The 21,660-nt window shown below is 76.2% G+C and carries 20 protein-coding genes; 18 read left to right on the top strand and 2 right to left on the bottom strand.

From position 1 onward, the window contains the following. Positions 1-101: 101 nt before the first annotated feature. From fliJ to GKE82_RS14585, 7 genes are all read left to right on the top strand, one after another. The gene (gene fliJ, locus GKE82_RS14615; RefSeq protein WP_154733809.1) at positions 102-554 is read left to right on the top strand and encodes a flagellar export protein FliJ; all 453 of its coding nucleotides are present in this window, start codon (positions 102-104) and stop codon (positions 552-554) included. Between the two features lie 76 nt (positions 555-630). Continuing rightward, entirely contained in the window at positions 631-1,221 is a 591-nt protein-coding gene (locus GKE82_RS14610; RefSeq protein WP_154733808.1) for a lytic transglycosylase domain-containing protein, read from the top strand. Between the two features lie 6 nt (positions 1,222-1,227). Further along, positions 1,228-2,553 (top strand): flagellar hook-length control protein FliK, encoded by a 1,326-nt coding sequence (locus GKE82_RS14605; RefSeq protein ID WP_154733807.1) that lies wholly within the window; start codon positions 1,228-1,230, stop codon positions 2,551-2,553. An 18-nt stretch (positions 2,554-2,571) separates the two neighbouring features. Continuing rightward, the gene (locus GKE82_RS14600; RefSeq protein ID WP_107567604.1) at positions 2,572-2,979 is read left to right on the top strand and encodes a flagellar hook capping FlgD N-terminal domain-containing protein; all 408 of its coding nucleotides are present in this window, start codon (positions 2,572-2,574) and stop codon (positions 2,977-2,979) included. Positions 2,980-2,981: 2 nt separating this feature from the next. Further along, entirely contained in the window at positions 2,982-3,368 is a 387-nt protein-coding gene (locus tag GKE82_RS14595; protein WP_154733806.1) for a TIGR02530 family flagellar biosynthesis protein, read from the top strand. A 30-nt stretch (positions 3,369-3,398) separates the two neighbouring features. Beyond that, a complete protein-coding gene (locus GKE82_RS14590; protein WP_154733805.1) occupies positions 3,399-4,217 on the top strand; it encodes a flagellar hook-basal body complex protein in 819 nt (272 codons plus the stop codon). A gap of 5 nt (positions 4,218-4,222) precedes the next feature. Beyond that, entirely contained in the window at positions 4,223-4,453 is a 231-nt protein-coding gene (locus tag GKE82_RS14585; protein WP_107567601.1) for a flagellar FlbD family protein, read from the top strand. A gap of 44 nt (positions 4,454-4,497) precedes the next feature. On the opposite strand, the gene GKE82_RS14580 is transcribed toward GKE82_RS14585, so the two are convergent. After that, positions 4,498-4,902, bottom strand: a complete 405-nt coding sequence (locus GKE82_RS14580; RefSeq protein ID WP_230316176.1) for a helix-turn-helix transcriptional regulator — start codon at positions 4,900-4,902, stop codon at positions 4,498-4,500. Positions 4,903-5,057: 155 nt separating this feature from the next. On the opposite strand from GKE82_RS14580, the gene GKE82_RS14575 reads away from it, so the two are divergent. The 9 genes from GKE82_RS14575 to GKE82_RS14535 are packed head-to-tail and all read left to right on the top strand — an operon-like array spanning position 5,058 to position 12,951. After that, positions 5,058-5,600, top strand: a complete 543-nt coding sequence (locus GKE82_RS14575; protein WP_107567600.1) for a chemotaxis protein CheW — start codon at positions 5,058-5,060, stop codon at positions 5,598-5,600. A 9-nt stretch (positions 5,601-5,609) separates the two neighbouring features. Continuing rightward, positions 5,610-6,704, top strand: coding sequence for a chemotaxis-specific protein-glutamate methyltransferase CheB (gene cheB, locus GKE82_RS14570; protein ID WP_107567599.1), 1,095 nt, complete (start codon positions 5,610-5,612; stop codon positions 6,702-6,704). Next, a complete protein-coding gene (locus GKE82_RS14565) occupies positions 6,701-7,513 on the top strand; it encodes a protein-glutamate O-methyltransferase CheR (protein ID WP_154733804.1) in 813 nt (270 codons plus the stop codon). Before cheB ends, GKE82_RS14565 begins: the two co-directional genes overlap by 4 nt. 8 nt (positions 7,514-7,521) lie before the next feature. Further along, positions 7,522-9,612, top strand: a complete 2,091-nt coding sequence (locus GKE82_RS14560) for a chemotaxis protein CheA (RefSeq protein WP_196189241.1) — start codon at positions 7,522-7,524, stop codon at positions 9,610-9,612. After that, complete coding sequence (locus tag GKE82_RS14555; protein WP_107567596.1) at positions 9,609-10,193, top strand: chemotaxis protein CheC; 585 nt, start codon at positions 9,609-9,611, stop codon at positions 10,191-10,193. Before GKE82_RS14560 ends, GKE82_RS14555 begins: the two co-directional genes overlap by 4 nt. A gap of 13 nt (positions 10,194-10,206) precedes the next feature. Further along, entirely contained in the window at positions 10,207-10,725 is a 519-nt protein-coding gene (locus GKE82_RS14550; RefSeq protein WP_154733802.1) for a chemotaxis protein CheD, read from the top strand. Continuing rightward, the gene (locus tag GKE82_RS14545) at positions 10,722-11,705 is read left to right on the top strand and encodes a flagellar motor switch protein FliM (RefSeq protein WP_154733801.1); all 984 of its coding nucleotides are present in this window, start codon (positions 10,722-10,724) and stop codon (positions 11,703-11,705) included. The genes GKE82_RS14550 and GKE82_RS14545 overlap by 4 nt, the downstream gene beginning before the upstream one ends. After that, entirely contained in the window at positions 11,702-12,583 is an 882-nt protein-coding gene (locus tag GKE82_RS14540; RefSeq protein WP_154733800.1) for a FliM/FliN family flagellar motor switch protein, read from the top strand. The genes GKE82_RS14545 and GKE82_RS14540 overlap by 4 nt, the downstream gene beginning before the upstream one ends. Positions 12,584-12,588: 5 nt before the next feature. Then, positions 12,589-12,951 (top strand): response regulator, encoded by a 363-nt coding sequence (locus GKE82_RS14535; RefSeq protein WP_154733799.1) that lies wholly within the window; start codon positions 12,589-12,591, stop codon positions 12,949-12,951. On the opposite strand, the gene GKE82_RS14530 is transcribed toward GKE82_RS14535, so the two are convergent. Further along, positions 12,893-15,772, bottom strand: a complete 2,880-nt coding sequence (locus tag GKE82_RS14530; RefSeq protein WP_154733798.1) for an AAA family ATPase — start codon at positions 15,770-15,772, stop codon at positions 12,893-12,895. The genes GKE82_RS14535 and GKE82_RS14530 overlap by 59 nt on opposite strands. Before the next feature lie 130 nt (positions 15,773-15,902). Here GKE82_RS14530 and GKE82_RS28590 point away from each other — a divergent pair, with 130 nt between their 5' ends. Both GKE82_RS28590 and GKE82_RS14525 read left to right on the top strand, forming a co-directional pair. After that, positions 15,903-18,239: a PKD domain-containing protein gene (locus GKE82_RS28590; protein WP_230316175.1), complete on the top strand. Its 2,337-nt coding sequence runs from the start codon at positions 15,903-15,905 to the stop codon at positions 18,237-18,239. After that, a complete protein-coding gene (locus tag GKE82_RS14525) occupies positions 18,127-21,591 on the top strand; it encodes a PKD domain-containing protein (protein ID WP_309233810.1) in 3,465 nt (1,154 codons plus the stop codon). The genes GKE82_RS28590 and GKE82_RS14525 overlap by 113 nt, the downstream gene beginning before the upstream one ends. Positions 21,592-21,660: the final 69 nt, after the last annotated feature.

The following is a 21,660-nucleotide window of genomic DNA, read 5'->3' as shown; positions in this document are numbered from 1 at the left end:
CCGCGGACCGCAGCTCGAGCCCATCCCCAGAAGTGGGGAGGCGACCCCGACCTGCGTCCAGGGGCCTTCACGCCCGCGGCGGCCCGCCGACCACCCCGGTCATGAAGGAGCGGTTCGACTTCGGTCTCGAGCGGGTGCGCCGGGTGCGCGTCCACGACGAGGACCGCGCGAAGGAGGCCCTGGCGGCCAGCCTCGCGCACCGCGAGCGGCACGAGGCGCGCCTGCAGGCCGTCGCCGCGCAGCTCGAGTCCGCCCGCTTCGCCGCGCCGCTCGCCGCCGAGGCGGCCGTCGACGTCGCCGCCCTGCGCGCCCGCCAGGCGTACGTGGAGCGGCTCGAGCGCACGCGCCTGGTCGCCGCGCTCGAGGTCGACCGGGCCGACGCCGAGGTCGACGCGCGCCGCACCGTCGTCACCGCCGCCTCGCGCAAGCGCGAGGTCCTCGACCGGCTGCGCGACCGCCAGGCCGCCGCGCACCGCCTCGAGGTCGCGCGCGCCGAGGGCGTGCGCCTGGACGAGATCGCCCTGCAGGGTCACCTCCGCGCGAAGGCCGCCTGACCCGTGCCGATCGCCGCCTTCGACCGCGTCGCCGAGCTCCAGCAGCTCACCGCCGCCGCCCGCACCCCCCGTCGCGCTGCACGCCCCCGCGCCCGCGCAGACGACCGCCGCCCCCACCTTCGCGACGCAGCTCGCCGCCGCCGGGACCACCCCCGCGACGACGACGCCGAGCGCGTCCGGTCAACCGTTCGGAGCCGAGATCGACGCGGCCGCGGCCAAGCACGGGATCGACCCCGCCCTCCTGCGCGCCCTCGTGCGCCAGGAGTCCGGGTTCGATCCCGCGGCCCGCAGCCCCGCCGGTGCCTCCGGCCTCACCCAGCTCATGCCCGGCACCGCCGCGTCGCTCGGGGTCACCGACCCCACCGACCCGGTCCAGGCCCTCGACGGTGGAGCGCGCTACCTGCGCCAGCAGCTCGATCGCTTCGGTGGCGACGAGCGGCTGGCGCTGGCCGCGTACAACGCCGGCCCCGGCGCGGTCTCCCGCCACGGCGGCGTGCCGCCCTACGCCGAGACGCAGCAGTACGTCGAGCGCGTGCTCGGCTACGCCGCGACCGAGCGTGCCGCGCGCCCCGCCGGCGGCCTCGCCACCACCCCGGTGCCGGCGCTCACGCCGACGCCCGTCACCACCCCCACGACCTCGGGCGCCCTGCCCTACTCGACCGTCTAGGACGACATGCGGACATCCCCAGTCGCGGAGCCGCCCGGCGCTCCGCCCGGCGGACGGGCCCGCAACGAGGCCCGCCCGGCGGACCCGTCGGGCTTCCCCGCCCTCCTCACCGAGACCACGGCCCGGACCGCCCCTGCGGAAGGCCACCGAACCGAGACGCCGCGCGAGCGTCGCGACCTGCGACGCGACCACGACGGCCGGCTGCGCCGCGACGACGCGCGCCGCGACGAGCGGCCCGCCGCGACCCCGGCGCCCGCGGCCTCCACACCCGACGCGGCCGCCGCCGGCGGTCCCGCGTCCCCCGAGCTGCAGGACCCGGCGGCCACGGCCGCCCCGACCGCGGTCCCCGCGCCCCCGGCGGGCGCGACCCCCGCCGTCCCGGTCCTCCCCACCGTCCCCGGCGCGACGGCGCCGGAGTCCGTGCCCACCACCGAGACCGGGGACCCGGGCGCTGTCGGAGGGACGGCGCCCACGGTCCTCCCCGGCCTCGGCGGTGCGGGCACGGAAGGCGTCCCGACCGCGGCCACCGGTGCACCGGTGGCCGCGGGGGCGGACGCCGACGACCTTCCCGGCGACGCGGCCCCCACGGGCACCGCGGCGCCCGCGCCCACCCCTGCTCCGGGCCTGCCCGGCGGCCCGCCGCTCCCGGCCGGCGCCCCCGCCGCCGACGGGCAGACGACCGCGGCCGGCGACGCGACCGCCGCCCCGACGACCGCGGGCGAGCGCGCCGACGGCGCACCCGCCGCCGCGGCCGCCGCGGCCCCGACCGCGGCCGCGCCCGCCCCGGCGCCCACGTCCGCGACCACCGCCGCACCGGCCCCGACCGCGCCGGCGCCCGCCCCCGCGCCCGGCGAGCTGCCGCAGGCCTGGGCGCAGCGCGGCCTGGCCCAGACCGTCGACCGCATGATCGACCTCGTCCACGTCGCCACCGCCCGCGGCGTCGCCCGCGCCCGCCTGCAGCTGCACCCGCAGGAGCTCGGCGGCATCGAGGTCCGGCTGCGCCAGAGCGCCGACGGGCTCGTCGCCCAGATCACCGCGCAGAACGGGGACGCCGTCCAGGCCGTCGCGCAGGCCGGCGCCGAGCTGCGCCGCTCGCTCGAGGAGCGCGGCCTGCAGCTCGCCAGCCTCGACATCCGGCTCGCCGCCGACGGCGACGCCGGCTCCCCCTGGCAGCAGCACGCCCACGCCCGCGGCCGCGAGGACGCCCCCGGCCGGGCGGCCACCACCGCAGCGATCGCCGACGCGCTCGCCGACACCGACACCGACCTCGTCACCGACCCGGCCCCGTCGGCCGCCGCGCCCGCGGGCGCGCTCGTCGACGTCGTGGCCTGACCCGCGGAGGACCCGCCCATGCCCGTCACCGGCGTCACGACCAGCACGCCCGCCCAGCCGTCCACCCAGACCGCCGCCGAGCAGACGCTCAGCCTCGGCAAGGACGCCTTCCTGAAGATGATGGTCGAGAACCTGCGCAACCAGGACCCGACCAACGCCGCCGACTCCAAGGAGTTCGTCGCCCAGCTCAGCCAGATGACGAGCCTGGAGCAGATCACGAACATGGCCAACGCCACGACGTCGCTGGCCGCCGAGACCCGCGACGCGCGCGCGGTCGGCATGCTCGGCAAGACCGTCGGCTACCTCGACGCCACCAAGACCCGCCAGGAGGGCGTCGTCGGCAGCGTCGTCGCCCAGGACGGCACCTCCTACCTCAAGGTCGGCGAGGCGCTCGTCTCCGTCGGCCAGGTCACGGACGTGCGCTGACCATGAGCGTCCTCCCGAACCCCGCGCTGGTGCCCCCGGGCGTCTCGGGGCCGGTCGGGCCGCATCCCACCCAGCCCGCCCGGACGCAACAGACGTCCGGCCCGGCCTTCAGCGAGCTGCTCGCCCACCGATCACACGGGGTGCAGTTCTCCAACCACGCGCTCCAGCGGCTCGGTCGCCGCGGCATCGAGGTCGACCAGGCCACGCTGCAGCGCCTCGACGACGGCGTCACCCGCGCCGCCGGCAAGGGCGCGCGCGAGACCGTCGTGCTCGTCGACCAGAGCGCGTTCGTCGTGTCGGTCCGCAACCGGACCGTGATCACCGCCATCGATCGCGAGCAGATGCGCGATCACGTCTTCACCAACATCGACAGCGCCGTCATCGCCTAGCGCGGCCGGCACCACCAGAGGGAGCACCAGATGATCCGAGGCATGTTCAGCGCCATCAGCGGTCTGCGCAACCACCAGATCATGCTCGATGTGACGGCCAACAACCTGGCGAACGTCAACACCGTCGGGTTCAAGAGCAGCCGCGCGTCGTTCAAGGACCAGCTGCAGCAGACCTACCAGTTCGGCACCGCCGCCGGCCCGACCACGGGTGGCCTCAACGGCCGGCAGGTCGGCCTCGGCGTCCAGCTCGGCACGATCGACAACCAGATGGGCTCCGGGTCCCTGCAGGCGACGGGCAACCCGCTCGACGTCGCGATCCAGGGCGACGGCTGGTTCCGGGTCGGCCTCGGCGCCCCGCCCGCCATGCCGACCGAGACCCAGTACACGCGCGCCGGCAACTTCCGCCGCAACGACCAGGGCTACCTCGTCACCGCCGACGGCTACTACGTCATGGGCCGCACCGGCACCGCCGACGCCTACATCCAGATCCCGCTCGGCGCGACCGACACGATCGTCGGCGAGGACGGCTCGGTCTCCTACATCCCGTCCGGTGGCGGCGCGCGCACGAGCGCGGGCACGATCTCGCTGGCGCAGTTCCCCAACGAGGAGGGGCTCACCCGCGTGTCCGGCAACCGCTGGATCGCCGACCCCGCGTCCGGCACCGAGATCGTCGGCACCCCCGGCGGCACGTTCGGCGTGACGACCTCCGGCACGCTCGAGATGAGCAACGTCGACCTCGCCGCCGAGTTCACCCAGATGATCGTCGCCCAGCGCGGCTTCCAGGCGAACTCGCGCGTGATCTCGACGTCCGACGAGATGCTGCAGGACCTCGTGAACCTCAAGCGCTGATCGCGATGATCGAGCTCCACCGACTCGGGCGCAGCCGCGAGGCGTTCCTCGTGAACCCGGATCTCGTCCAACACGTCGAGGCCGCGCCCGACACCTCGGTCACGTTGACGACCGGGACCCGCTACCTCGTCGAGGAGACCCCCGCGGAGGTGACCGCGGCGATCCGCGCCTGGCGCGTCACCATCCTCGCCGAGGGCCTTGCGGCGGCCGGACGGCCGACGATCAGCCTCGCCTGAGCGGCGGGGCGCCCGCGGCGGGACCGACGCCCGCCGCCGACGCCTCAGGCCGCGGTGCTGCGGACCAGTCCGTAGCCGTTGCGGTGCCCGTGCCCGTGCTCACCGCGGTACGCGGAGGGCGCCGAGCCGTGACGCAGCCGGAACGCCTTCGCGAACTGGGCGGGCTGGCGATACCCGACGCGGGCCGCGACCTCGCGGACCGGCAGGGTGGTGGAGGCGAGGAGCTCGGCCGCCCGGTCCATGCGGATCTTCGCGAGCTCCGCGCGGAAGGTGGTGTCCTGCTCCTCCATGACCCGCTGGATCTGCCGGCGGGAGGCGAACGTGTCCGCCGCGATGTCATGGATCTGGAGATCCGGCTCGCCAAGCCGCTCGCCCAGTCGCTCCATGACCGCTTCGTAGAGCTCGCGCCGTCCACGGATGGTGGACGGGCGATGCGTGACGTTGTCCATGCCCGTCATACGGACCACGACACGTTACGGGCCAATCCGGAGGGACGGTGCACGCGTCCAGTCACGCTCAAGGCACCGGGGAACGGGCCGATCACCGGTCAACCAGCCGCACCCGCGGCATTCCCCGACGCGCACCGACCAGGAGCACCTTCCCCATGTCCGACCGCAACGACGCCCGTCAGCTCGTCGTCTTCACCCTCGGTGAGGAGGAGTACGCGCTGCCGATCAGCTACGTCCACGAGATCATCCGGTACACCGAGCCGCGCACCGTCGCGTCGGCCGACCACAGCGTCCGCGGCGTCATCAGCCTGCGCGGCAAGATCCTTCCGGTCTTCGACCTCGCCACCCGCCTGGGGATCACCGCGGGCGAGCCGGAGGAGCGCTCCAAGATCGTCATCGTCGAGACCGGCAGCGAGATGGCCGGCGTCGTCGTCGACTCCGTCGAGGAGGTCCTCACCGTCGAGGAGCAGCTGATCGACGACGGCAGCGCGCTCGGCGGCATCTCCGGCGCCGTCATCGACGGCATCGCCAAGATCGACGACCGGCTCGTCGTCCTGCTCAGCCCCGAGGCGATCGTCGCCATCGGCGCCGACTTCAGCTCCGCCCAGGCCGAGGTCGCGGCCGCCGCCACCGTCCGTCCCGAGGACGTCGCGGTCGGCGCCGACGAGGCCGCCTCCGACGTCGCGGTCGCCGCGTAGGCGCCGTCCGTGTCCGCCACCCTCACCAAGGAGCGCGTCCTCGTCGCCGACGACTCGGGCCTGATGCGCCGCATCCTCACGCAGTCGCTCACCGAGAGCGGCTTCGAGGTGGTCGGCCAGGCCCGCGACGGGGACGAGGCGCTCGCGCTCTGGCGCACCCACCAGCCCGACGCGATGACGCTCGACCTCGCGATGCCCGGCATGGACGGCATCGGCGTGCTGCGCGAGCTGCGCCGCGACGGCCGCTCCGTGCCCGTCGTCGTGGTCTCCGCCTTCAGCCCCGCGCACGGGGCCCGCGCGGTCGACGCGCTCGCCGAGGGCGCCTTCGACCTCGTCGCCAAGCCCGCCGTCGGCGCCGGCCTCGACGGCTTCGCCGGCGAGCTCGCCGAGAAGGTGCACGCCGCCGCCGGCCTGCGCCGCCGCGGCCGCACCCCGCGCCGTCCCGGTGGCGCGCCCGCCGCCCCCGCCCGTGACGGCGCGCCCGCCACCGCCCCGGTCGCGCCGCCCGCCCCGCGGGCCGCGACCCGCGCGCGCACCGGCACCGAGCGCGTCGTGCTCATCGCCTCCTCGACCGGCGGGCCGCGCGCGCTGGCCGAGCTGATCCCCGCGCTCCCCGCGGAGCTCGGGCTCGGCTCGGTGATCGTGCAGCACATGCCGCCCGGCTTCACCGCCTCGCTCGCCGCGCGCCTGGACCGGACCGCGACCCTGACCGTCGCCGAGGCCCGCACCGGCGACGTGCTCGAGCCCGGCCGGCTGCTCATGTGCCCGGGCGGCAGCCACCTGCGGATCGGCCTCGACCGGCGGCTCGTGCTCAGCGACGCGCCCCCGGTGGGCGCGCTGCGTCCCCGCGCCGACCTCACGATCGACGACGCCGTCGCGGCCTGGGGCTCGCGGCTGCTGCTCGTCGTCCTCACCGGCATGGGCCGCGACGGGGAGGAGGGCGCCGCCAAGGTGAAGGCCGCCGGCGGGCGCGTCATCGTCGAGGACGAGTCGACCTGCACCGTCTACGGCATGCCCCGCGCGGTCGTCGAGGCCGGCCTGGCCGACCGCGTCGTCCCGCTGCACCAGCTCGCCGACGTCATCGCCGAGGAGGCCCTGCGATGAGCATCGCGGAACGCACCGCGCACGACCCGTACCCCGAGTTCACCGCCGGCCTGCGGCGCCTGACCGGGATCGACCTGGACCAGTACAAGCGCCCGCAGATGGAGCGCCGGATCCGCACCTGGATCACCGCGCGCCACGGCGACGACGACCTGCTCGCCGAGCTGCGGCGGCTGCGCGCCGACGACGAGGAGCTCGACGCGTTCCTCGACCGCATGACGATCAACGTCAGCCAGCTGTGGCGCAACCCCGAGCAGTGGGAGCGGATCGGCCGCGACGTGCTGCCCGACCTGCGCGCCGCCGGCCCGGCACGGCCGCTGCGGATCTGGAGCGCCGGCTGCTCCTACGGGGCGGAGGCGTACACGCTCGCCGCGCACGTGCTCGACGCCGGTCCCGGCGTCCGCGCCGAGATCGTCGGCACCGACATCGACAACCGGGTCGTCGCCCGGGCCCGGCGCGGGATCTTCTCCGACGCCGACGCGCGCGACGCCCCGCGCGACGCGCTGCTGCGCCACTTCGAGCAGACCACCGACGGCACCTGGGCGGCGCGGCCCGCGCTGCGCGCGCTCGTGCGCTTCGAGCAGGGCGACCTGCTGCGGGTCCGCCCGCGGCGCGAGCACCACGACCTGATCCTCTGCCGCAACACGGTCATCTACTTCACCGAGGAGGTCCGCGACGCGCTGCACGAGCGGCTCGTCGAGGCGCTCCGACCGGGCGGCTACCTCATCGTCGGCGCGACCGAGCGGGTCGCGCGCGCCGCCGACCTCGGCCTCGAGCCGACGCACCCGTTCACCTACCGGAAGGTCGGCTGACCATGGACATGTCCGAGTACCTCCCGATGTTCGTGGCCGAGTGCCGCGAGCACCTGCAGGAGCTGAACACCGCGGTCGTGACGCTCGAGGAGCGCCCCGACGACCGCGCGGTCCTCGACGAGATCTTCCGCGCCGCGCACTCGCTGAAGGGCATGAGCGCGACGATGGGCTTCGAGGGCGTCGCCCGGCTCACGCACCAGATGGAGGACGTCTTCGAACTGCTGCGCCAGCGCACCGCGACGCTGCCCGCCGCGGTCGTCGACGTGCTGCTCGAGTGCCTCGACGCGCTCGAGGCCGCGATCGACGCGATCGAGGCGTCCGGTGGCGAGCAGATCGACCCCGACGCGCTGATCTCCCGCCTCGCGGCGCTCGTGCGCGAGGAGGACGTCGAGGATCCGCTCGCCGACCCCGGCCCGCGCCCCGGTCCCGCCCCGGCCGTCGTCCCCGAGCTCCAGGACGGGGAGCGGCTGCTGCACGTCACCGTCACGCTCGGCCCCGACGCGATGATGCCCGCGGTCCGCGCGTTCATGGTGCTCGCGGCCATCGCCGAGCACGGCGAGGTCGTCAGCAGCTCCCCGACCCCGGACGAGGTCGACGACTTCGCCGGCCGCACGATCGAGGCCACCGTCGTCTGCGGCGCGGAGGACGACGCGCTCGTCGCCGCCTGCCGCTCCGTCGAGGACGTCACCGACGTCCGCGTCGAGGCGCCCGTCCCGTCCGCCGCCGACGCGCAGGAGCCCGCCCCGCTGGAGCTCGCGACCGCCGACGGCGCGCCCGCCCCGACCCCGGCCGCCGCGGCGACCCCGACCCCGGCCGCCCCCGTCGCCGCCCCCACCCCGCGCGAGGCGGCCGCCGCCGGCGCGCAGGCCGCCGCCGCGGCCGCACCGGCGAAGAAGGGCGCCACCACCGTGCGCGTCGACGCCGAGCGCCTCGACCAGCTGATGCACGCGATGGGCGAGCTCGTCGTCCAGCGCACGCTCGTCGAGGGCCTCGCCGGCGAGGCCGACATCCCCGGCCTGACCCAGGCGATGCAGGAGCTCACCCGCACCTCGCACGCCCTCCAGGCGATGGTCATGCAGATCCGCATGATCCCCGTGGAGGCGGTCTTCCTGCGCTTCCCGCGGCTCGTCCGCGACGTCTCCAGCAAGCTCGGCAAGCAGGTCGACCTCGACATCGTCGGGCAGGAGACCGAGCTCGACCGCACCGTCGTCGACGCGCTCGGCGACCCGATGGTCCACCTGATCCGCAACGCGCTCGACCACGGCCTCGAGGGCCCCGACGAGCGCGTCGCCGCCGGCAAGCCCGCGACCGGCACGCTGTCGATCACCGCACGGCACGCGGGCGGCAGCATCGTCATCGCGGTCAGCGACGACGGCCGCGGCATCGACCCGCAGAAGGTCGGCGCCCGCGCCGTGCAGCGCGGCCTGATCACCGCCGAGCAGGCGGCGACGCTCGACGTCGCCGGCGCGATCGAGCTGCTGTTCGCGCCCGGGTTCAGCACCGCCGAGACCGTCGGCGACCTGTCCGGCCGCGGCGTCGGCATGGACGCGGTCCGCACGAAGATCCGCGCGCTCGGCGGCGAGGTCGTCCTCACCGCCGTGCCCGGCCAGGGCACCAGCGCCGAGATCCGGCTGCCGCTGACGCTCGCGATCATGAGCGCCCTGCTCGTCGACTGCGACGGCCTGCCCTACGGCATCCCGCTCGGTCGCGTCGAGCGGACCATGCGCGTCCAGGACGGCATCGTGCGCTCGGTCACCGGGCGGCGGATGCTCGTGCTCGAGGAGGAGGCGATCCCGCTCCTGCGCGGCCGCGAGGTCTTCGGCCACAAGGGCGACCAGGCCGCCGACGCCCCCGAGGACCAGCACATCGTCCTGATCCGCGCCGGGGACCGTCTCGTCGCGCTCTCGGTCGGCCACCTGATCGGCCAGACCGAGCTCGTCACCCGCCCGCTGCCGCCCGGGGTCGCCGACGCCGCCGCGGTCTCCGGCGCGGCCGTCCTCTCCAGCGGGCAGATCGTCCTGCTGGCCGACTGCGACGCCCTCGCGGACGCCGCCCCCACCTCGACCACCACGCGCACCCAGGAGCCCCTGCCGTCATGACCACGTACTCCGACCTCCAGCTCGACGCCCTGCGGGAGCTGGCGAACATCGGCTCCGGCCAGGCCGCCGCGTCGCTGTCGTCGCTGCTGGGCAAGCCCACCGACATCTCCGTGCCCACGGCCGCGGCGCTGCCGCTCGCCGACGCGGTCGCCGTCGCCGGCCAGCCCGACGAGGAGCGCCACGGCATCCTCGTCCCGATCATCGGCGACATGCAGGCCGCCGTCGTCCTGCTCGTGCCCGACGAGGACGCGCAGACGCTCTGCAGCGTCTACGGCCTGGACCCGCACAGCGACGACGGCCGCTCGATGCTGCAGGAGGTCGGGAACATCCTCGGCACCTCCTACATCAACGTGCTCGCCCAGATGACCGGCATGGCGCTCGAGCCCGCGCCGCCGCAGGTCGTCCACGACATGCTCGGCGCGATCCTCGCCTCCGTCCTCATGGGCCGCGGAGAGGACCTCGAGGTCGCCCTCGTGCTCGACAGCGACCTGACCGTCGAGGGCGAGGAGTGCTCGATGTCCTTCCTCCTGCTGCCCGAGAGCGGCGGCGTCGAGGACCTCCTCGCGCGGCTCGGGCTGTAGACCCGTGACGCTCGTGGCCACCGGCACGGAGCACCTCGCCCGGATGGGAGAGCAGGTCGTGTCCGCGGACGCCAGCGACGTGCTGGCCTGCGTCGGCCTGGGCTCCTGCATCGGCCTCGCGCTGATCGACCGCCGCGCCACCGTCGCCGGGCTCGCGCACATCATGCTCCCCGCCGCCCCGGCCTCCGGCACCCCCAACGGCAAGCACGCCGACCACGCGGTCCCCGCGCTCCTGGAGGCCGTCCTTGAGCTCGGCGCCGCCCGCCACCGCATCGACGCGGTGCTGGTCGGCGGCGCGTCGATGTTCAGCTTCGGCACCGACGGCGGCCAGCAGGTCGGGGCGCGCAACGCGGAGGCCGTGCACGCCGAGCTGGCGAAGCTGCGCCTGCACCCGCGGGCCGAGGCGACCGGCGGCACCCGCGGGCGCACGATGCGCGTGCGGGTCGCGGACGGCCGCGTCGTCTACAAGGAGGCGGGCGGCACCGAGGTCGAGCTGTTCTCCACCCCCGTCGGGCTCCGGGTGGCGGCATGACCGACTTCCTGTCGCCCGACGAGATCGAGAAGCTCTTCGAGCGCGCGTCGGAGGGCAACCTCCCGATGGAGACCGACCGTCACCAGACGGGCGGTCGCCGCGCGCGCTGGCTGCGCACCGTCGACTTCACGCGGCCGACGAAGTTCTCCACCGACCAGGAGCGGCGCCTGCGCCGACTGCTCGACACGTTCTGCCAGAACAGCACCACGCGGCTCGTCGCCGAGCACCGGCTACCCGTCGAGTTCGAGGTCATCGACGTGCAGCAGCTCACGTGGGCCAACGCGTTCGCGCTGCTGCCCGACCACTCCGTCCACGCGACGATCCGCACCGCCCCGCACGAGGCGAAGATGCTGATCAGCGCCGAGCGCGCGCTGCTGTGCACCGCCCTGGAGGGGCTGCTCGGCGGCAACGCGCAGGACGCGGTCCCCGAGCGCGAGCTCAGCGACCTCGACCTGATCCTCGTGCGCCGCTTCATCAGCACGCTCGTCGAGCTCATGTCCGCCGGCTGGTTCGACCTCGCGGAGGTCACCCTGGAGACCGAGCGGATCGACACCCAGACCGAGACCGTGCAGGTCGCGTCCGGCAGCGAGCCGACGCTCGTGCTCACGATGGAGGCGCGCCTGCACCGCGTCACCGCGACCGTCGCGCTGCTCGTCCCGTTCGCCGCGATCGCCCCCGTCGGCGCCGCGTTCAGCCGCCGCGACGAGGACGAGGGCCGCCGCGACCCGGGCTCCGTCCGCGCGCTGCGCGCCGGCCTGGAGCGCGTCGACGTCAGCATCCGCGCCGAGGTCGCCGACACCGTCATGACGCTCGAGCAGATCCTCGCGCTCACGCCCGGCGACGTCGTCGCGCTGAACGGCCGCGCCGGCGACGACGTCACGCTGTGGGCCGACCGCACCCCCGTGCACCACGGGCGCGCGGGCCGCCACTCCGGCCGCCGCGCCGTCCAGCTCACCCGTCCCGCCGAGGAGGAGACATGAGCGCCGCCGACAACGCCCTCCTGCGGCTCGGCGGCTCGACCGCCGACGCGGTCCAGGACGTCCTGGAGATCTTCGCCCCCGGCCAGGTCGCCCCCGGTGTCGTGAAGGTCGTGCCGCCCGGCACGCACCCGCTCGCCGACATCCAGGTGCCCGCCGTGCTCGCCGACGTGTCGTTCGTCGACGGGGTCAGCGGCGGCAACGTCCTCGTCATGTCCGTGGCCGGCGCGCGCCGGCTCGCCGCCGTGATGATGGGCATGGCCCCGGAGGACCTCGAGCCCGCCGACGCGCCGAGCGAGCTCGAGTTCAGCGCCATCGGCGAGGCGATGAACCAGATGATGTCCGCCGCCGCGATGGCGACGAGCGCGGTCCTCGACGAGGAGGTCGAGATCGCGCCGCCGGACGTCCGCCTGGTCCGCACGATCGAGGAGGCGACCGAGCACTGGGAGCACTCCGGCCAGGCGACGATCGTCACCTTCACCGTCGGGGGTGCGCCCTGCACGCTGATCCAGCTCGTCCCCAACGCGTTCATCGTCCGGATGACCCGCGCGTTCGACGAGATCACCGCCGAGTACGACGGGGAGGTGCCGCTCAGCGACTCGCTGCGCGGCGTCGCCGTCCGCGTGTGGGCCGAGCTCGGCCGCGCCCGGATGCCGCTCGGCCAGCTCGTCGGGATGCCCGCCGGCTCGCTCGTCGAGCTCGACCGGGAGTCCGACGCGCCGATCGACCTGTACGCCGACGGCATGCGGATCGCCACCGGCCGCCTGCTCGTCACCGCGGAGGGCGGCTACGCCGTCCGCATCGAGTCCCTCGTCACCGCCGCGGACGCGGCGGACGGCGCGGGACCGTCCTTCAACACGAACCACCCAGTGGAGGTATGAGAACCATGGCCCGAGTGCTCGTCGTCGACGATGCCGCGTTCATGCGCAAGATGGTCACCGACGCCCTGAGCGGCGGCGGTCACGAGATCGTCGGGGAGGCCGGCAACGGCGCCGAGGCGGTCCAGCGCTTCCAGGAGCTGCGCCCCGACGTCATGACCCTGGACATCACGATGCCCGAGAAGGACGGCATCGCCGCCCTGCAGGAGATCATCGCCCTGGAGCCCGGCGCGAAGGTCATCATGTGCTCCGCCCGCGGCCAGGAGTCCAAGGTGCTCGAGTCGATCAAGCTCGGCGCCAAGGACTTCGTCGTCAAGCCGTTCCAGCCGGACCGCGTCCGCGCCGCGGTCGAGAAGGCGCTCGCGGCCTAGCGACCTCGTCGCCGTCGGCCGACGGCACGTCCGCGAACCACTCCCGGCGCAGCGCGCGGCGGGAGGAGATGCCGAGCTTGCGGTACGCGTTCGCCAGGTGCCACTCCACCGTCTTGGTGGTGAGGAAGAGCTCGGCGGCGATCTCCGGATTCGACCGTCCCGCCGCGGCGCGGGCGGCGATCCGGCGTTCGCTCGGCGTCAGCGCCGCGAGGCCGTCGAGCTCCCGCGCGCGCGAGCGGCGCCCGCCCGCGGCCGCGAGCTCCCCGGCCGCCTGCGCGACGAGGGGCGCGGCCCCGCACGTCTCGGCCAGCGCGATCGCCTCGCGCAGCGTCGGGCGGGCGAGCGCGATCCGGCCGACGCGCCGCTGGGCCGCCCCGAGGTCGGCCAGCCCGCCGGCCCGCTCCCAGAGCGAGGGCGAGTCCCGCAGCACCGCGACCGCCTCCTCGAGCGGGGCGGGGTCGCCGGTGACCGCACCCAGCACGCGCAGCGCGCGGCCGACCGCGTGCCGCGCCCCGTTGGCGCGCGCGATCGCGACCGCCTCGGCGGCCCGCTCCCGCGCCTCCTGCGCCCGGCCCAGGCGGTGCGCGGCAAGGGCCGCCTGCGGCCGCCACAGCACCGCGCCCGGGTGGTGGACGTTCCAGCGTTCGAGCATGCGTCCCGCGGTCAGGTAGGCGGCGTACGCGTCCTGCGGCCGGTCCTCGGCGAGCGCCAGGTCGCCGATGGCCTCCTCCAGGAAGCCGCGCTCCATGCGCTCCCCGGGATCCGCCTCCGCCAGGGCCGCGCGCGCCTCCGCGTACTCGCCGCGCCGGACGTGCGCCTGGGCGACCCGCCCCGCGGACCAGTCGCGGTAGAGCACCCAGCCGGCGCCCCCGAGCTCCCGCGGCAGGCGGGACTCGGCGATCGCCTCGGCGAAGCGCCCCTGGCGCAGCCGCAGGATGACGCGGGCCTGGGCGGCGGTGGTGAACGCGGTCAGCGACCCGAGGCGCCGGGCCTGCGCGAACGCGGCGTCGACGAGCGCCTCGACCGCGTCGAGCTCGTCGCTCCACAGCAGCGCGATGGCGCTGAACGACGTGGAGAACATGGACACCATCGGGTCCGCGTCCTCGAGCTGGTCGGCGATGCCGTCGGTGAGCGCCAGGATCTCGGTGGGCGGTGCGGCGATCGCCGCCAGCGTCGACGCGAGCAGCCCGCGGGCGGCCACCGAGCCGCGCTCCCCGCGCTCGCGCCAGGAGGCCACGCGCACGGCGCGCTCCTGCGCCGCGTCCTGCGCGTGGGCGGGCGAGAACGACCGGGCCGCGTACCGCAGGTCCCGCAGCGGCTCGGCGTGCGGGCTGTCGTCGGGGGCCGCGGCGAGCCCGCGCTCGCACGCCCGGACGACCTCCCCGTAGGCGCCCTGCAGGTAGGCGCGCAGGGCGAGCGCGTGACACCCCTCGGCGACGAGCTCGCCGTCGCGGATGTCGCGCAGCGTCTCGTCGAGGTCCTCCTCGCCGGGGATGCCCTCGTCGGTGCGCGCCAGCACGAGCCCGATCTGCACGCGCCAGCGATCCCGCTCCTCGAGCGGCTCGTCGAGCGCGCGCTCGAGCATCCGACGGCCCGCCGGCGGGTCCCCGGCGACGATCGCGTTGCGCCCGGCGTCGGCGAGCGCCGCGCCCGCGCCGTCCCACGCCCCCGGGCTGGCGTGCACGAGCTGAGCGGCGACGCGGTCGACCGGCGCCCCGTCCCGCGCCAGGAGCTGGGCCGCGCGCGCGTGCAGGCGGGCCCGCGCGAGATCCGGGATGGTGGCGCGGACCGCGTCGGCGACGAGCGCGTGGCGGAACCGCAGCGGGGCGCCGGGCAGCAGGACGTCGGCCGCCGCCAGGGCGTCGGCGGCGTCCTCGACCTCGCGCCGGTCGCGCTCGGCGAGCGCCGCGACGACCTCGGGTGAGGCGCCGTCCCCCAGCACCGCGACGGCGCGGGCGACGTCCTGGCCCGCGACCGGCAGCCGGTGCAGCCGCACGGCGACCGTCCGCCGCACACCCTCCAGCGCGCGCTCGCGCAGCGCGAACGCGGCGGCCGCGTCCGCCGGGGCGCCCTGCGCGCGCAGGCTGGCCGCGACCTCCTCGACGAGCAGCGGGTTGCCGCCGCTCGCCCGGCCGCACGCCTCCGCGAACGCCGGGTCCACGGACCCGAGCTCGCGCGCCAGCAGCCGGGCGGTCCCGTCCTGCGTGAGTGGATCCGGCCGCAGGAGCGTCGTGCCGGTCCCGGCGCGCAGGCGGTCGAGCAGGTCCTCGGGGGCGCCGGGATCCCCGGCACGGATCGCGCCGACCACCACCAGGCCCCGGGGGACGGACGCCGCGAGCCCGACGACGGCGCGCAGGCTCGGGCCGTCCACCCACTGGAGATCGTCGAGGAGGAGGGTCAGGGGCGTGCGGCGGGCCCGCTCCGCGACGAGCGCGCGGAGGCCCTGCCCGACGCCGAGGTCCCGGTCGACCGGGGGGCGCCCGGGGTCCCCGGGACGCAGCAGCGGCGCGACGAGGCCGGCCGGGCCCTGCAGGACGGCGTCGCGGTCGCCGCCGTCGAGGTCGTCGAGGAGCTCCTGCGCCAGCCGGGTGCCGAGGCCGAACGGGACGTCCCGCTCCAGCTCCAGGCCCGCGACGGTGACCGCCGAGACGCCCCGGGCGCGCGCCAGCGTGGCCGCCGCCCGCAGCAGCGCGCTCTTGCCGATGCCCGCCGGGCCCTCCACCAGGACCGAGTGCCCCTCGTCCCCGGCGGTGGCCGCGTCGAGGGCCCGGGTGATCGCCGCCAGCTCGGCCTCCCGCTCGAGCAGCTCCTGCGTCGCCATGGGCACACGCTAGCCGCCAGAACCCCGGGGTGGGGCGCCGAGTTTCCCGGGGTGATCCCCGGCGCGAACGCGACGTCCCTGCGGCAGGGTGCGCCCGCAGGGTTCCAGGGCCACCACACGGGAGCAGGACATGAGCAGCAGCAACCTCCGGCGCCGGCGCGCGATCACGGGCGCCGTGATCGCCGTCCTCGTCGCGGTCGGCGGGACGGCTCCCGTCGCGTCTGCGGCCGAGCCGGAGGGACCGCAGCTGAACGCCACCGACTCGACCGGGGACGCCGCCGGCGGGCTCGGCGACCTCGTCGCGCACCGCTGGGACGCCCGCGGCTGGCCGACCAACGGGGCGCGGCTCTCGCTACGCCAGTCCAACGCGGGCGGCTGGGCGCAGACGTCGACGTACCTCGACGCCGACCGCGACGGGGTCCCGGACCTCCTCATCGCCACCGCCGGGGGGCTCGGGACCGGCCCGGTCAGCGTGCAGGCCGGACCGCCCGGCGTCTCCGAGGGCTCCGTCAACTGCTACTTCCGCGGCTTCCCGACCTCCGGACCCACCTTCACGACGACCGTGCCGCAGTCGGTGAGCGGCAACGACCGGCGCCTCGAGGTCGTGCTGCCCAGCTCCGCCCTCGCCGCCTACGGCGCGGGCCTCGCGCTCGCGCCCCGGATGGTCACGGTGGCGCTCGAGCTCAGCGAGGGCGCCCCGCAGCGCGACCACCTGCCCGACGCGGCCCGGTCGGGCGCGCCGTGCACGTCGAGGGGCGTGGACGTCGCCATGGTGCGAGGCACCGACCGCGGCCAGACCAGCGCCGGACCCCGCCGGCAGCGGCTGCTCGACGGCACCGCGCCCGACGCGCAGTCCGACGGCGACCTGCTCTCCGCCGAGATCCGCCAGTTCACCGGCACGCAGCCCAACGCGGACCCCACCGCGCTCGGGACCACGCCCGGCGCGGTGACCGTCAACCCCGCCGACCTCCTCGTGCGCTTCCGCTCGGCCACCACGGCCACCGGTGCAGCCGCGACCGTCTACCTGTTCTCGGGCTGGCTCGACACCGAGAGCACCCGCGGGGTTCCGATCGGCGCGGTGCGGCTGCGCAACGGCACCACCGACCACGTCCTGGTCGACGTCTTCCGCAAGCGCTCGGGGAGCCCGCTGGCGTCGGGCACGAACGTCTGCCTGCCCGACCTCGCCACCGACATGGTGCTGCTGCGGGAGAGCGTCCCGATCTCGGCCACCGACGGCGTCGCGACGATCCCGCTGGACCTCGCGCTCGGCATCTTCGACGGCGTCCAGACCAACCGCGACACGTGGCGGTCGGCGCTCGTCGGGCGCGGCGCCGGGCCCGACCACCTGCCGGACCCGCTCGGCTTCGACGGCTCCGGCAACGCCCTCGGGGTGTGCGCCGGCGACGGCATCCGGATCAACCCGGACCACACCGTCGGCACCCGCGCGAACGGCGCCGCCCTGGTCGCGTCGATCGCGGCGTCGCCGGCGCAGGTCGCGCGTGGCGGCACCCTGACGCTCGACGGCTCGGACACCGTCGCGGGCCCGTTCCCCCGGTCCCTGCGCTTCGAGGCCGACGGCGGCCGCGTGTTCAGCGCCACCGGGCAGGACACCCGCCAGTTCCCCAACCGCCAGAGCGCGCAGACGGCCCGCGTGCTGGCGCGCGACACGAGCGGGTACGTCGACATGGCGGCAGCCCCGTACACCGTCACCAACGTCCCGCCGACCGCGGTCATCGGCCCGTCGACCAGCCGCATCGCCCTGCCGTTCGACGCCCCGTCGATCGCGCAGGTCACCTTCGACGCGAACGGCTCGGGCGACCCCGACACGGGCAACCCGGTCACCTGGGGATGGACGCTGCGCGAGGGCGACGCCGCCGGCCCGATCGTGCGCCAGCAGGCCGGGGGGGACGTTCACCACCCCGGTGCTCTCGCGCGGCCAGGCGGTCCGCACCTACCACCTGCGGCTCGCCGTCACCGACAGCGACGCCGCGACGACGGTCGCCACCCGCACCCTCACGCTCGTCGACGGCCCCGAGGCGACGATCGTCTCCGTCACGCCCGCGACGCTCTTCCCGGGCGACACGGCGACGCTGACCGCGAAGTCCACGACCCTGGGGACCGCCCCGCCGTTCACGTTCGCCTGGGACCCGGGTCTCGGGGCCGGCTTCGGCGCGTTCACCGCGTCGGCCACCACGACCGCCGCGTACCCGACCGCCGGCTCGCGCGCGGCGAAGCTCCGCGTCCGGGACGCCGACGGCAACGTCGACGAGTCCGCCCCGAAGACGGTCGTCGTCACCCCGGCCGGCCTGACGCCGCCGCAGGCGGTGCTCGCCGCGACCGTCGCCGGTCAGGCCGTGCCCCCCGCGCAGCCGCGCAGCGGGGAGGACGTCGTGCGCTTCGACGCGTCCGGCTCCTCGCTGAAGGGCCCGGACGGGACCCCGTCCCGCTACCGGTTCGACTTCGGTGACGGCACCCCGGTGCTCGACCAGGCGAGCCCGTTCGCCGAGCACGTGTACGCGGCGTCGGGGCCGGTGACCGCCTCGGTCACCGTGCGGGACGAGCGCTCCGGGCAGGTCAACGACTCGCCGCCCGGTGAGCTCGCCCTCACGGTCGCCCCCGGCGTCCGTGACGACGCGGCGCCCACCGCGCGCCTCGTCCGCGTGAGCCCGGACGGCTCGGCGTTCGCCGGCCGCCCCGTGCGGTTCGCGCTCCAGGACCTCGTGCTGCGCGCCGCCGGCGCCCCGCGCTTCCAGTGGGACCTCGACGGCGACGGCAGCTACGAGACCGACACCGCGACGAGCACCGAGGTCGAGACGACCTACCCGGACACCGGGACCCGGACCGTCCGCGCCCGCATCACCGACGGCGCCGGGCGCACCGGTCTCGCCGGCCCGCTGGAGGTCGTCGTCCGCGGCACGCCGACCCGCCCGCCGCTGGTCGTGCTCAAGGCCCCGGCGGAGGTGCGCCTCACCGGCGCCGACGTGGCGGTGGAGCTCGACGCGACGGGCTCGCGCGGCCAGGAGGAGGACCCGACCCTCACCTACGCGTTCGACCTCGACGGCGACGGCACCTACGAGACCCCGACCGGCACGACGCCGAAGGCGACCGCGCGGCTGCGCGACCGCGGCCCGGTCACGCTCGGCGTCCGCGCCACCGATCCGTACGGCCTGAGCGCCGAGAAGCGGGCCGAGATCGTCGTGCGGACCACCGCCGACGACCTCGCCGGCTGCGCCGGGAGCTCCGTGCTGCGGACCGTCAGCCTCGGGCCGATCGGCGCCCGTGCGTGCTTCACCCGCATCGACCGGGGGAGCGCCGGGCCGCTGTTCGTCGCCTTCGGGGACGTCGACCTCAACGGCCTGCGGATCACCGGCGCCGACGGCTCGACGTTCGTCCCCCGCACGTTCCCCGACTGCACCACCGCGGACTGCCGCGAGGCGCAGAGGGCGTTCAACCAGCGCGGAGGGAGCGCCTCGATCGCGCTGGACCTCGCCGCCGGGAAGCTCTGGTCGTCGCGGCCCGTGGCGCTGAAGCTCACGGGCAGCGAGGTGAACCTGCCGCTGTCGCTCGGCCCGATCGAGCTCGACCTGCCGTTCGGGAAGGGCGCCGACGGGTTCCTCGTGCGGCTCCCCCCGCGGGTCGGCCTGCTCGGGCTACCGGTGACCGGTGAGGCCGAGGTGCGCTTCCCGTCCACCGGCCGCACGCAGGTGAAGGTCAACGCGGCCCTGCCGACGATCATCGGCGGCGCGGCGGTCGCGGTCGACGTCGAGGCCCGGGCGGGCGAGGGCGCCCGCCTGGACGAGCTGCTGCTCAAGCTCGACACGAGCCTGCTCGCCAAGGTCGTCAAGCTCCGCAAGCTCGACCTGCGCTACGTCCGCGCCGACCAGCTCTTCCGCGGCGCGCTGCAGATGGAGCTGCCGTTCCCGAAGGCGTTCGAGATCGGGGCCGCGATCCAGATCAAGGACGGGGCGCTCGACTCGCTGTTCGGCGAGGCCACCGGCCTCAACCGGTTGATCGGCAAGGGCATCTTCCTGCAAGGCGTCCGCGCCGGTGCGACCACCGACCCCGTGCGGATCCTGGGTGGTGTGCAGCTCTCCGCCGGCCCGCGGGTGAAGCTGCCGAACAAGCCGGCCGACGACCCCGGCATCGCGATCCTGCTCGCCGACGGCGACTTCGTCCTGCAGCTCCCGGTCAACGGTGCACCGGCCATCTTCGGCATCAACGGACGGGCCACGATCGCCAACGTCCTGCCGATCGCCAGCGCCTCGGTGCTCGTGTCCCAGAACGGGTTCGTCGCGGCAAAGGGCACCGTGGGCGGGACCTACGGACCCGGGTTCTTCCGGCTGGGGCTCGACGCCTGGGTCGCGTCCACCGGCTTCAACGCCGCGGGCGACGCATCGGTCGGGCTGCGGATCAGCGGCCGCGACGTCGAGCTGCTGGGCGGCAGCGCCGTGGTCTCCTCGACGGGCTACGCGGCGTGCGGGCGGATCCCCGTGCTGAACGTCGGCGGCGGCCTCGGGCAGCGGTGGGGCGAGCGGTTCGCCACCTTCGATGGGTGCGACCTCGGGCCGTACACGACCCAGCGGCCGGCGGACCTGCCCGCCTCCCTGGACGAGGTCATCCGGCCGGGCTCGCCGCTGACCACGCGCAGCCTCCAGCGCGCGGACCGGCGGCTGGTCGCCTCGACGTCGCAGGCCACGCCGGCCACCGGGGAACGGATCGACGTCGCGCCGGGGACGCCGCAGCTCGCGGTGCGCCTGCAGGGAGCGCCCGGCGCTCCGCCCGAGGCTCGCATCGTCGACGCCCGCGGCACGACGGTCGTGTCGACCACGGGCGGGGACGTCCTGACGAGCCGCGCGCTCGTCCAGCACGACGTCGAGGCCGGGCGGACCTCGATCCTGCTCAAGCGCCCGCCGTCCGGCGCCCTCTACGTCGTGCGCGAGGCCGGTCCGGCGCTCCGGCAGGTCCGCACCGCGGTCGGCGTCGCCGAGCGGCGCGTCAGCGCCTCCGTGCGGCGCACGCGCGGCGGCGGGCACGTGCTGCGCTGGCAGGTGCGCCCCGCCCTGCTGCCCGGGCAGGAGCTCGAGCTCGCCGAGCGCGCGACGACCGGCACGCGCGGCGGCGCCGTGCTGCTGCGGACCACCCGGTCCAGCGGCGAGCGCAGGTTCACGCCCGCGCCCGGCGGTGGCCGTCGCGCGATCCTCGCCGGCGTGCGGACCGACGGCCTCGTGCGCGTCCAGCGCACCGTCGCGCGCTACACCGCCCCGGCGTTCCGGCCGTCGGCGGCGCGAGACCTGCGCGTCGTGCGCCGCGGCCGCACCGTCCGCGCGACGTGGCGCGGCCCGCGCCCGGCGGGCGGCTGGACGGTCGCCTGGTCCACGACCACCGGCCGCCGGCTGGAGCAGTCGCTGCGCACGCCGCGCCTCACGCTGCCCGAGCTGCCGGCCGCCGCGGGGGTCCGGGTGTCCGTCGTGCCGGTCGGGCCCGCCGGGGAGCGTGGCCGGACGATCCGCGCCGCGGTCGCGCCCGGGCAGCGCGACTCCCGTCGGGCCTCGCGGCCCGCCGACGCCCGCGCCCGGGGGCTGCGCCTCACGCGCCGCGGGACGACCGTCCGGGTGGGCTGGCGCGGCGGTCCGGAGGCGGTGCGCTCGTGGACCCTCGCGCTGCGCGACGCCCGCGGTCGCACCACGACGCTGCTGCGGCCCCGCGGCGCGACGGACGCGACGTTCCGCGGCGTCCGCGCCGGCGCGGTCCGCGTGACGGTCACCGCGCGCCGCCTGGCGGGCGGGACGGTCGCCGCGCGCGTGTCGCTGCGCCGGTAGCCGGGGGACGGCCGCACCCGCCCGGGGTGGCGGGGCGGTCGTCCCGGACGGCGTCCGGACCGCCTTGAC

The organism is Conexibacter sp. W3-3-2, assembly GCF_009707605.1.
Classification (GTDB): Bacteria; Actinomycetota; Thermoleophilia; order Solirubrobacterales; family Solirubrobacteraceae; genus Paraconexibacter; species Paraconexibacter algicola.
This window is presented reverse-complemented; position numbering and strand designations above follow the sequence as displayed.

Coding starts and splice junctions, on each gene's coding strand:
- fliJ (WP_154733809.1), top strand. CDS start 102: ATGAAGGAGCGGTTCGACTTCGGTCTCGAGCGGGTGCGCCGGGTGCGC.
- GKE82_RS14605 (WP_154733807.1), top strand. CDS start 1,228: ATGCGGACATCCCCAGTCGCGGAGCCGCCCGGCGCTCCGCCCGGCGGA.
- GKE82_RS14600 (WP_107567604.1), top strand. CDS start 2,572: ATGCCCGTCACCGGCGTCACGACCAGCACGCCCGCCCAGCCGTCCACC.
- GKE82_RS14595 (WP_154733806.1), top strand. CDS start 2,982: ATGAGCGTCCTCCCGAACCCCGCGCTGGTGCCCCCGGGCGTCTCGGGG.
- GKE82_RS14590 (WP_154733805.1), top strand. CDS start 3,399: ATGATCCGAGGCATGTTCAGCGCCATCAGCGGTCTGCGCAACCACCAG.
- GKE82_RS14585 (WP_107567601.1), top strand. CDS start 4,223: ATGATCGAGCTCCACCGACTCGGGCGCAGCCGCGAGGCGTTCCTCGTG.
- GKE82_RS14580 (WP_230316176.1), bottom strand. CDS start 4,902: ATGGACAACGTCACGCATCGCCCGTCCACCATCCGTGGACGGCGCGAG.
- GKE82_RS14575 (WP_107567600.1), top strand. CDS start 5,058: ATGTCCGACCGCAACGACGCCCGTCAGCTCGTCGTCTTCACCCTCGGT.
- GKE82_RS14565 (WP_154733804.1), top strand. CDS start 6,701: ATGAGCATCGCGGAACGCACCGCGCACGACCCGTACCCCGAGTTCACC.
- GKE82_RS14560 (WP_196189241.1), top strand. CDS start 7,522: ATGTCCGAGTACCTCCCGATGTTCGTGGCCGAGTGCCGCGAGCACCTG.
- GKE82_RS14555 (WP_107567596.1), top strand. CDS start 9,609: ATGACCACGTACTCCGACCTCCAGCTCGACGCCCTGCGGGAGCTGGCG.
- GKE82_RS14545 (WP_154733801.1), top strand. CDS start 10,722: ATGACCGACTTCCTGTCGCCCGACGAGATCGAGAAGCTCTTCGAGCGC.
- GKE82_RS14540 (WP_154733800.1), top strand. CDS start 11,702: ATGAGCGCCGCCGACAACGCCCTCCTGCGGCTCGGCGGCTCGACCGCC.
- GKE82_RS14535 (WP_154733799.1), top strand. CDS start 12,589: ATGGCCCGAGTGCTCGTCGTCGACGATGCCGCGTTCATGCGCAAGATG.
- GKE82_RS14530 (WP_154733798.1), bottom strand. CDS start 15,772: ATGGCGACGCAGGAGCTGCTCGAGCGGGAGGCCGAGCTGGCGGCGATC.
- GKE82_RS28590 (WP_230316175.1), top strand. CDS start 15,903: ATGAGCAGCAGCAACCTCCGGCGCCGGCGCGCGATCACGGGCGCCGTG.